Source organism: Streptococcus sanguinis (assembly GCF_026781265.1).
GTDB lineage: Bacteria > Bacillota > Bacilli > Lactobacillales > Streptococcaceae > Streptococcus > Streptococcus sanguinis_T.
The window spans coordinates 124,028-133,435 of record NZ_JAKUVC010000010.1 but is presented as its reverse complement, the minus strand read 5'-3'; the positions used below and the strand labels follow the sequence as shown (position 1 = coordinate 133,435).

General features: G+C 44.1%; 10 protein-coding genes and 1 tRNA gene. 3 read left to right on the top strand and 8 right to left on the bottom strand.

Features of this window, described 5'->3' with window-relative positions; genetic code table 11:
* Nucleotides 1-51 precede the first annotated feature (51 nt).
* From MK370_RS10675 to MK370_RS10655, 5 genes are all read right to left on the bottom strand, one after another.
* Nucleotides 52-453: a DUF4430 domain-containing protein gene (locus MK370_RS10675; RefSeq protein ID WP_002911498.1), complete on the bottom strand. Its 402-nt coding sequence runs from the start codon at nt 451-453 to the stop codon at nt 52-54.
* Nucleotides 437-922, bottom strand: a complete 486-nt coding sequence (locus MK370_RS10670) for an ECF transporter S component (protein ID WP_164549532.1) — start codon at nt 920-922, stop codon at nt 437-439. Before MK370_RS10670 ends, MK370_RS10675 begins: the two co-directional genes overlap by 17 nt.
* Nucleotides 923-964: 42 nt before the next feature.
* Nucleotides 965-1,675, bottom strand: coding sequence for a DUF4272 domain-containing protein (locus MK370_RS10665; RefSeq protein ID WP_268685224.1), 711 nt, complete (start codon nt 1,673-1,675; stop codon nt 965-967).
* Between the two features lie 127 nt (nt 1,676-1,802).
* Nucleotides 1,803-4,232, bottom strand: coding sequence for an ATP-dependent Clp protease ATP-binding subunit (locus MK370_RS10660; RefSeq protein ID WP_268685223.1), 2,430 nt, complete (start codon nt 4,230-4,232; stop codon nt 1,803-1,805).
* Nucleotides 4,233-4,697, bottom strand: coding sequence for a CtsR family transcriptional regulator (locus MK370_RS10655; protein ID WP_002899234.1), 465 nt, complete (start codon nt 4,695-4,697; stop codon nt 4,233-4,235).
* A 245-nt stretch (nt 4,698-4,942) separates the two neighbouring features.
* On the opposite strand from MK370_RS10655, the gene MK370_RS10650 reads away from it, so the two are divergent.
* On the top strand, nt 4,943-5,332 hold the full coding sequence (locus tag MK370_RS10650) for a hypothetical protein (RefSeq protein WP_419153004.1): 390 nt from the start codon (nt 4,943-4,945) through the stop codon (nt 5,330-5,332).
* A gap of 101 nt (nt 5,333-5,433) precedes the next feature.
* Here the strand turns inward: MK370_RS10650 and tsf are convergent, their stop codons facing one another.
* Nucleotides 5,434-6,477 carry a translation elongation factor Ts gene (tsf, locus tag MK370_RS10645; RefSeq protein ID WP_009660251.1) on the bottom strand — a complete coding sequence of 348 codons (1,044 nt, stop codon included), beginning with the start codon at nt 6,475-6,477 and terminating at the stop codon, nt 5,434-5,436.
* A 72-nt stretch (nt 6,478-6,549) separates the two neighbouring features.
* A complete protein-coding gene (gene rpsB, locus MK370_RS10640) occupies nt 6,550-7,332 on the bottom strand; it encodes a 30S ribosomal protein S2 (protein ID WP_268685221.1) in 783 nt (260 codons plus the stop codon).
* Nucleotides 7,333-7,649: 317 nt separating this feature from the next.
* Here rpsB and MK370_RS10635 point away from each other — a divergent pair.
* Both MK370_RS10635 and MK370_RS10630 read left to right on the top strand, forming a co-directional pair.
* A tRNA-Cys gene (locus tag MK370_RS10635) sits at nt 7,650-7,720 on the top strand.
* Between the two features lie 130 nt (nt 7,721-7,850).
* Nucleotides 7,851-8,615 (top strand): hypothetical protein, encoded by a 765-nt coding sequence (locus MK370_RS10630; protein ID WP_268685227.1) that lies wholly within the window; start codon nt 7,851-7,853, stop codon nt 8,613-8,615.
* A gap of 85 nt (nt 8,616-8,700) precedes the next feature.
* Here MK370_RS10630 and nusG read toward each other — a convergent pair whose 3' ends face one another.
* Nucleotides 8,701-9,237, bottom strand: coding sequence for a transcription termination/antitermination protein NusG (gene nusG, locus MK370_RS10625; RefSeq protein WP_002894018.1), 537 nt, complete (start codon nt 9,235-9,237; stop codon nt 8,701-8,703).
* Nucleotides 9,238-9,408 lie beyond the last annotated feature (171 nt).

Genomic DNA, 9,408 nt, shown 5'->3' with positions numbered 1-9,408 from the left:
TTCTGTCTAACTTTTGGGGTGCAGTTCAATCAGATTCTTTTTATAAAAAATTTATTGCTGATAGACTTCTTGGTAGAATTCCAGCTTGTCTCCATCCTTGACAGTGATTTGATTGGCTGCCTTAGGAGCCATTTCTCCGTTGACCTTAAACATCCAGTAGAGGCCCTTTGCTTCATCCTGAGCATGACCGTCAATAGAAGTGATAAAACCATCTTTTTCTTCGACCTTATAGGCCTTCTTCAAAGCATCCATAGCTGTCTTTCCTTCTTCGACAGCCACTGTTTTCTCGCTCTTCTCCTGACCTTCTGGTGCAATACTGATGCTGATTTTCAGTTCCTTTTTGACAGAAGAATCAGCTGAGCTAGAGCTCTTGTCAGTATTTGTCTGGCTGCTGCCGCAACCAACAAGGAGAAGGGCAAAAGCAAGTGTGAGCAAACTAAAGATTTTTTTCATTATAGAGCCTCCTTAAAATAGGGTACAAGAGTGGGTAAAAAAACAAGGTCGACAGTCCGTGCGCTATATTGAAAGTCAAAGCATTGATAATCGCATAAGACCACCAGTGATAGTTGTACAGCAAGGCTGTCAGTGTATCTATGGCAATACCATAGCCAAAGGATAGGAGAGCTGCTGCTATTCCCTGTCCCACTAGATTTAACCGAGGATAGAGCAGCCGCCAAAGGCAAAGAATCAGTCCAAAGGACAGCAACTGAAAGAGGACGATTGGACTCATTCCCAAAAGAAAGGCTGATGTAAACATCGTCACAGCCATCACTAGGAGTGAAGTCTGCAAATCCTCAAAGATAACTATCAGAAAAAAGATAGCTGAGATAGGCTGCACATTGGGCAAAAAGGAAAATGCATAGCGAAAGGCCACACATAAAGCCGATAGGATGGCAATTTTAGCCATTTTACGAGCGGACAAAGGTACCTCCTTTTCTAATTGAGTGAATCAAGAGAAGTTGGACTAGGTATGCAGCTCAACAGCATCCCAGTCTTGGGCCGTATTCAGCCCCAGCAGCCAGTCAAGGCCAGACCACCTCTCCAGAACAACACTTTCATCAAGGCCTGCCGGTGCTGGCTGGTCACGAATCCGAGCATCAACACAGGCCCAATGATAACGATAAATCAAATCATCCTCATCCAGTAACTCTTCTAAGCTGCGCGGTTGGCATTTACCCAGAAATTCCTGAAAGTCAACCGCACTAGCGACTGCATCAATAGCAGCATCACAATCACAAATCTTATCTGGAAATAGTAAAGTATCTACTAGACCCAAGTACCAAATCAAGGACCAATAGGCCTCGTATTTCCAAACCATATTGATGATAGCTGCCGGGTCGGCACGATCTTCCAAGACTGCCCTTTCTTTGGGCGTCAACTCTTCCTGCACTCCGTATTGCTGCAGTTTATCCTGCAGCCACTGGCGGCTCTCCTCATTATAATTATTATTTTCGATATCCAAGGCCGCCTGAATAATCAAGAGGCTGGTAATAGCTCGACGCGCAATTTCTTCTAGCGAGCGCGGCCTTACCTGCTCAGAACCTTCGATAACCGGCAAATGCTCAATGTAAGGAATACCTTCCTTCTTCAAACGCTGGATACTAGCCGCCTTGCGCTCTTCAGGTGTTTTCACTCTGGCTCGCCTACCAGCAAACAAATCTTTAAAAAACGACATATCAGCCTCCAATCCTTCAATTTTCCAGTTTCATTGAATGATGAAATAACTGTTCGGTATCTATAGGTATGATTGCTATCAGGGATTAACCGCGAACACACAACTTTCCATTGAAAGACTGCGCTTTCTAAGCCACTTCGAACTTGAGCTGGCCAGCCTTGACACCAACCTTAAGTGTTTGGCCAGCAGCCAAATCTCCTGTCAGGAGCAGCTCAGACAACTTGTCCTCTACCTGGGTTTGCAGAGTTCGGCGCAATGGCCGTGCTCCCATTTCCACATCGTAGCCTTCCTGAGCCAGCAACTTAAGGGCACTAGCCTGAAACTTCAGCTCAATTCCCTTCTCAGCAAGACTGGCAATGAGCGGTTTGACCATAACCTTGACCACTTCCTGCATATCCTCAGCAGACAAGCTATGGAAGACGACCTTCTCGTCGATACGGTTGATAAACTCAGGTCGATAAGCTTTCTTGAGTTCTTCTAGCATTCGTTTTTCCATATTGGCATGGTCCAAGCGAATGTCACGCGCACCAAAGCCCACCGTCTTATCATCCCGCAAACTAGTTGCTCCCAGATTGCTAGTCATGATAATAATCGTGTTGGAGAAGTCCACCTTACGGCCCTTGCTGTCAGTCAACTGACCGTCATCCAAGACCTGGAGGAGAACATTGAAAATATCTGGATGCGCCTTTTCCACTTCGTCAAAGAGCAGGACAGAATAAGGTCGGTTGCGGACCTTTTCCGTCAGCTCCCCTCCTTCTTCATAGCCTACATAGCCTGGAGGCGCTCCATTGAGGCGACTAGCCGCGAATTTCTCCATGTACTCACTCATATCAAAGCGGATGAGTGCAGATTCGTCATCAAAGAGACTTTCGGCCAAGGCCTTGGCTAGCTCTGTCTTCCCGACCCCTGTCGGACCGAGGAACATAAAGGAGCCAATCGGCCGCTTGCTGCTGCGGATACCAGACTGGTTGCGTCGGATAGCTCGGCTGATAGCTGAAATCGCCTCGTCCTGCCCAATCACGCGTTTATGCAGTTCTGTTTCCAAATTGAGGTATTTCTTTGCATCTGTCTGAGTCAGCTTCTGCACAGGAATACCAGACAAAGCACTAAGAGTAGCCAAGACATCGTCTTCTTCCACTTTCAGTTTATAGAGCTTGGGTTGCTGCTCTTGCTCAAGCAGTTGTGAAACCTTTTTAAAGTCTGCTTCCATCAAGGCTTGATCCACTGGCGTCAAATCCGACTGCTCGTAATTCTGCGGTCCTCTATTCTGCACTGTCGCACTGGCCTCGTCCAAAAGATCAATGGCAGAGTCCGGCAGGTGCTTGCTAGTCAGATAGCGATGGGCATATTTCACCGCTGTCTCGATAGCCTGATCACTGATCTGCACCTTGTGATGATCTTCATAGCTCTTTCTCAGACCTTGTAAAATAGCAATGCTGTCAGCCACATTAGGCTCTTCTATGCTGACCTTGGCAAAACGCCGGGAAAGAGCAGCATCTTTTTCAATATGTTTCTGATACTCTTCCTGGGTCGTGGCACCAACTGTCCGCAGAGTTCCACGAGCCAGAGCCGGTTTCAGGATATTGGCCGCATCCAAGGTCGAGTCAATACCGCTGCCAGAGCCCATGATGGTGTGCAGCTCATCGATGAAGAGAATGACATTACCGTCTTCTTCAATGTCATTGATGATGTTGTTCATCCGCTCCTCGAAGTCCCCGCGAAAGCGAGTTCCAGCGACCACATTCATCAAGTCCAGCTCCAAGACCCGCATCTTGGCCAGTTCAGCTGGAACCTGACCAGCCGCCACACGTTGGGCTAAGCCTAAAGCCAGAGCGGTCTTACCAACCCCAGCATCTCCAACCAGCACCGGATTGTTTTTAGTCTTGCGACTGAGAATCTGAACTATCCGTGAAATTTCCTTATCACGGCCAATGACGGGTTCCAATCGGCCATCTCTAGCCAGCTCCGTCAGATCACGAGTGTAATCTTCCAGCCCCCCGCTGGTAGAAGCCGGCATCCCCATCATATTAGCCATGGTCTGCTTAGCAGCCATTACTCCCTTATTCAGACTGCGGATAGCCTTGATATCTTCCTTGCCCCAGCCAGCTCGCTGCTCTAAGACCTTACGCAAATCACTGATTTTCGGCCCCTGCTCCTTATCCTCGTAGCTAAAGCCGGTAAATTCCAGGATACGAGAGGCCAAGGTCCCCCGGTCAAATAGCATGGCCAGCAGCACATGCTCAGTACCTACATGCTTAGCACGAACAGCTTCTGCAATCTGGCCCGCTTCCTCAAACAACTCCTCTAAGCGATAAGAAAAAGGCAGCAGCTCGAAGTGACCGTCTTTCTGATAAGCCTGACCAGTAATCTGAAAAGCCGCTTCTTCAAATCCATCAACTTCCACAGGAAATTCATTGAGGACTGAGCCAGCAACGCTGTAGGGATTATTAGCCAGAGCAATCAGCAAATGCCATGATTCCAGATAATCTGTCGTAAAATGGCCGGCCAAGAGCTGAGCTGCTTCCAAGCTTTCTATTAAGGCTTTTGAGTATTTCATTTATGATTCCATTCCTTTTCTGTCTAGTTGTTGTAAAATCTTTTTTAATATCCGGGCACGAATCACCGCAGCTCCATCGCCCAAAATCGAGTCCGATGCTGTTGACAAGATTAGATTGCCCTCACGTTCAGTCATAATCTTCTCGTCAAAAAGAAGCTGAATAACATCTGTGAAAACCTGCTGGCTGACTCGCTCTCCCACACTGTCGTACAGGCCGCAAAGCATCTGATGCCGGTCGGAAAATTCTATCTTTCCAATCCGAATATAGCCGCCGCCACCACGTTTACTCTCGACGATATAGCCTCGACTTTCCGTAAAACGCGTCTTAATCACATAGTTAATCTGACTGGGAACCACCTGAAAAACATCAGCCAGTTCACTGCGTTTTAATTCAACCATCCCTGCCTGAGCCAGAATAGACTTGATATATGCTTCAATACTGTCCGATGTGTTTTTTGCACCCATGACTTCCCTTTCCAGTTGAGAATTTCAGAATAAATCTCTTCCTTCGTCATTTCTCTAACATTGACTATCTTTGACTAATATTATACCGGAAAAGTCTCTATTTTAAAAGAAAAAGGGGTGACTGAAAGGTCTGATAATTCAAACTAGTGAAAAAGCTTTAAAAGCCTTGTGTAACCGCTTGCTTTTTGCTTTTAAAGCGTTATAATATAGGTGGAAATCCACAAGAAAAAGACTGACAGAAACTCCTGCCTGCCAACGATCATCTAAACAAGGAGGATAATCCAATGAAAATGGATTGGCTCAACTATTCTCGTCATGTACTCAAATGGCTCTTTGTAGCTCTGAGTATTTTCACCATCTTTTCTGCTGATTACGTTGATATTTCTATCGGAGCTCTCATCGCCTGTCTTTATGCTCCCCTACTCTTCGAACAGGAGCTGGTCAGCAACCGAGTCAAATGGTATAGCTTTCTGATCATGATGGTGGTTACTCTGCCCCTTTTGTTTATTACCAAAGTCTACCAGTTTAGCCTGACTTACCCCCAAACAACTGCACTTCTCTTCATATTGGTTGTTTTGATTTTTACCAATGGCTTGATTGCTCATAAGGAAGAAAGAGAAAAAGCAGCTAAGTAATGCTGCTCACCATTCTAAACTTGATGTTTAAAAAAACTATAAAAAAGGTCTGAGAAAAAATCTCAGACCTTTTTATCGTTCTATTTCTAAGCCAAAAACGATTAGTTCTGACCAAGAGCAGCAGCCATTGTTGCAGCTACTTCGTTTTCAAAGTCGTTAGCAGCTTTTTCGATACCTTCACCAACTTCAAAGCGAGCGAACTCAACTACTGAAGCATTTACTGATTCAAGGTAAGCTTCAACTGTCTTGCTGTCATCCATGATGTACACTTGTGCAAGAAGTGTGTATGCTTGGTCAACTTTAGTGTTGTCAAGCATGAAGCGGTCCATTTTACCTGGGATGATCTTGTCCCAAATCTTTTCTGGTTTGCCTTCTGCAGCCAATTCAGCCTTGATGTCTTCTTCAGCTTGTGCAACAACTGCATCAGTCAATTGAGCTTTAGAACCGTATTTCAAGTGTGGAAGAGCTGGTTTACCAACCATTGCACGGCTTTCGTTGTCTTGATCGATGACATGGTTCAATTGTGCCAATTCATCTTTGACAAATTGCTCATCCAATTCTTTGTATGAAAGAACAGTTGGTTTCATCGCAGCGATGTGCATAGAGATTTGCTTAGCAAGAGCATCGTCTCCACCGTCAACAACTGAGATAACTCCAATACGGCCACCGTTGTGTTGGTAAGCACCAAAGTGTTGAGCATCTGTTTTTTCAATCAAAGCAAAGCGACGGAAAGAGATTTTTTCTCCAATAGTTGCAGTTGCAGATACGTATGCAGCTTCAAGAGTTTCACCTGAAGGCATTGTCAAAGCAAGTGCTTCTTCGTTGTTAGCTGGTTTACCTTCAGCGATTACTTTCGCAGTTGCATTTACCAAGTCAACAAATTGAGCATTTTTCGCAACGAAGTCAGTTTCAGCATTCACTTCAACAACAGCGGCAACATTGCCGTTTACGTAAACACCTGTCAGACCTTCAGCGGCAACACGGTCAGCTTTCTTAGCTGCTTTTGCCATCCCTTTTTCGCGAAGCAATTCAATCGCTTTTTCGATGTCACCGTCTGTTTCAACAAGTGCTTTCTTAGCGTCCATGACACCAGCACCAGATTTTTCACGCAATTCTTTGACAAGCTTAGCTGTAATTTCTGCCATTTTTCTTCTCCTATTTTTTAATGTAAATAAAGGAGCTGGGCTGAGCCCCGCCCCTTTAGGTTAGTTTACTGATTATTCGTTTGAACCTTCAACAACTTCAACGATTTCTTCGATAGAATCTGCTTGAGTTTCAGTTGCAGCCAATTCTGCTTCTACTGATTCAACGCTATCTTCACCTTGACGACCTTCGATAACAGCATCAGCCATTTTCGCAGTGACCAATTTAACCGCACGGATTGCATCGTCGTTCGCTGGGATGATACCATCAATATCATCAGGATCAGTGTTAGTATCAACCATGGCAACCACTGGGATACCCAATTTCTTAGCTTCCTTAACAGCGATTTGCTCTTTATGAGGGTCAACTACGTACATCACATCTGGGATGCGAGGCATATCTTCGATACCGCCCAAGAATTTTTCAAGACGAGCACGTTGCTTGTTGAGAAGAGCGACTTCTTTCTTAGGAAGAACTTCGAAAGTTCCGTCTTCTTCCATGCGTTTGATTTCTTTCAAACGAGCTACACGTTTTTGGATAGTAGACCAGTTTGTAAGAGTTCCACCTAACCAACGGTGGTTGATGAAGTATTGACCTGAACGTTCTGCTTCTTCTTTGACAGCGTCAGCAGCTTGCTTCTTAGTACCAACGAAGAGGATAACTGCATCGTTAGCAGCAGCATCGCGCATAAAGTCGTAAGCTTGGTCAGCATACTTTACAGTTTGCTGCAAGTCGATTACGTGGATACCATTACGCTCAGTGAAGATGTACTTAGCCATCTTAGGGTTCCAGCGACGAGTTTGGTGACCAAAGTGAACACCAGCCTCAAGAAGTTGTTTCATTGAAATTACTGCCATGAGTAAATTCTCCTTTTTGTTTTTTTCCTCTTTTAGATTTCAGCTCGCAAGACCACCCGAAGGCAACAGTCCCACAATTCATCTAAAATGAGTATTTTGCCATTTACACGGCACCCTCTATTATAACAAAAGCGCAGCTCTTTGACAAGACGTTTGCCATATTTTCTGCCACTATCTGCCACTAAAAATGAATTCTACCTCTCAGCAGAACATGTATTTTCTGAAGCGTTCAGAATGGTAGCATCTAACATTTTCAGCTTTGACTATGAAAGACTCTTGACGAAAGCAAGTATTTACGATAGAATAATAAGAGTTGCGGCGGTATAGCCAAGTGGTAAGGCACGGCTCTGCAAAAGCTTGATCGTCGGTTCAAATCCGTCTACCGCCTTCATAAATATATTTCTAGAAGCCCCTCAAAGGGCTTTTTTAATTTCATTTCCTACTGTTTCTAGCAAATTTTGCTGATATAATATTATAAAAATATCATTCATCATCAGCGAAAGGAAAAAAGATTGATTATGAAAAAAGTCAGCTTCTATGCCCTCAGCCTTCTCTCTCTGCTAGCTCTCTCAGCCTGCATGCCTGCCAAGCAGACGCAGCAAAGAAAAAAGACACCTAGCTCCCTCAAAGCTCCGAAAAGTTCATCCTCTAAGGAAACATCCAGCAAATCATCTAACAGTAGCTCTAGCACCTATGAAATTAGTGATGAGGTATTTCAGAAACGTGCTACCTTTGATCCAGATGATGCTTCTGCACTACAATACATACCAGATGCAGCTTCTATTCCTGAATTAGAGAAAATAAGAAATTTTCATATTTCCACTGGCTTTGTCATTCAGGTAAACGGAGAGGATATCAATGGTGACAAACCTAAAACGTCTTACGATGAAGTAACAGTAGCTCTAGGCCAACCTACATTCAGCACTGATGAGAATGACCCTGGCAACTCTGTCAACATCTGGCACACAGACAACGGAGACATTATGTGCTACTTTACCAATAATGTCCTGACGAATTTGAGTTTTAGTCTAAAAGACGCTCAGCCGGCCAAAAGCAGCTATTCTAGCATCACCACATCCGACACTCCCAAGACAGCTTTCGACAAGCTTGGTCGTCCGGAAATGATTATGCGTTCAGAACGCGATACAACCTTTGTCTATAAAAATTCCAATGACGAACAGTTTAGTTTCTCTACCCAGAACAATCAAATCGTTGGGGTAATGTCTACCTATCAAATGAAACAAACCAAAGACATTATTGACTCCGTCATTAAGGATAAGTAATCTTCTAATCAGTTCCAAAAACATAAAAATCCAAGATCTTTTCAGTCTTGGATTTTATTTTTGACGAGGATAACAACTTCGTCGATTAAAGCTCTGCAATTTGGCTGAGATTAACTTCGGCCACGGTGTCATTGCCAAACATGGAAATAATCATCTTGACCTTATTATTATCAATCTCCGTAATCTTACCTGTATAGTCAGTGAAGGCACCATCTATGATACGAACGGTATCCCCAACCTTGACATCCAGGTCAAATTCCTGCACTGTTTGACCCATGGAGATGAGAATGTTGCGAATTTCTTCTTCCAAGAGTGGTGTTGGTTTAGAACGGTTCCCGTGTGAACCGACAAATCCTGTTACATTCGGAGTGTTCCGCACGACAAACCAGGCTTCATCTGTCATTACCATTTCTACCAAAACATAACCCGGGAAGCGATTTTCTTCGATTTCCTTGGTCTTGCCATTTTTCTCTACTTGCACGGTCTGAGTCGGGATTTCCACGCGCAAGATATTTTCCAGCATATTATAAGTCTGAGCGCGCTGCAAAAGATTTTCTTTTACCTTATTTTCATAGCCTGAATAGGTCTGCAGTACAAACCAGCCTTTGTCAAAACTGTCCATGAGTTCATCCTTTCCTAAATAAAAAAGCCTGCGGGCTTCTGCTTCTTTCTAGCCCTATTATACCATAAATTCCTCAAATGCAAAGGAATTTATTAGATAATTTCTCAGACGGTCAAATATGTTCAAGATTATTTTAAATTCAGACTTTTAGACAAATACTCTCAAAACAAA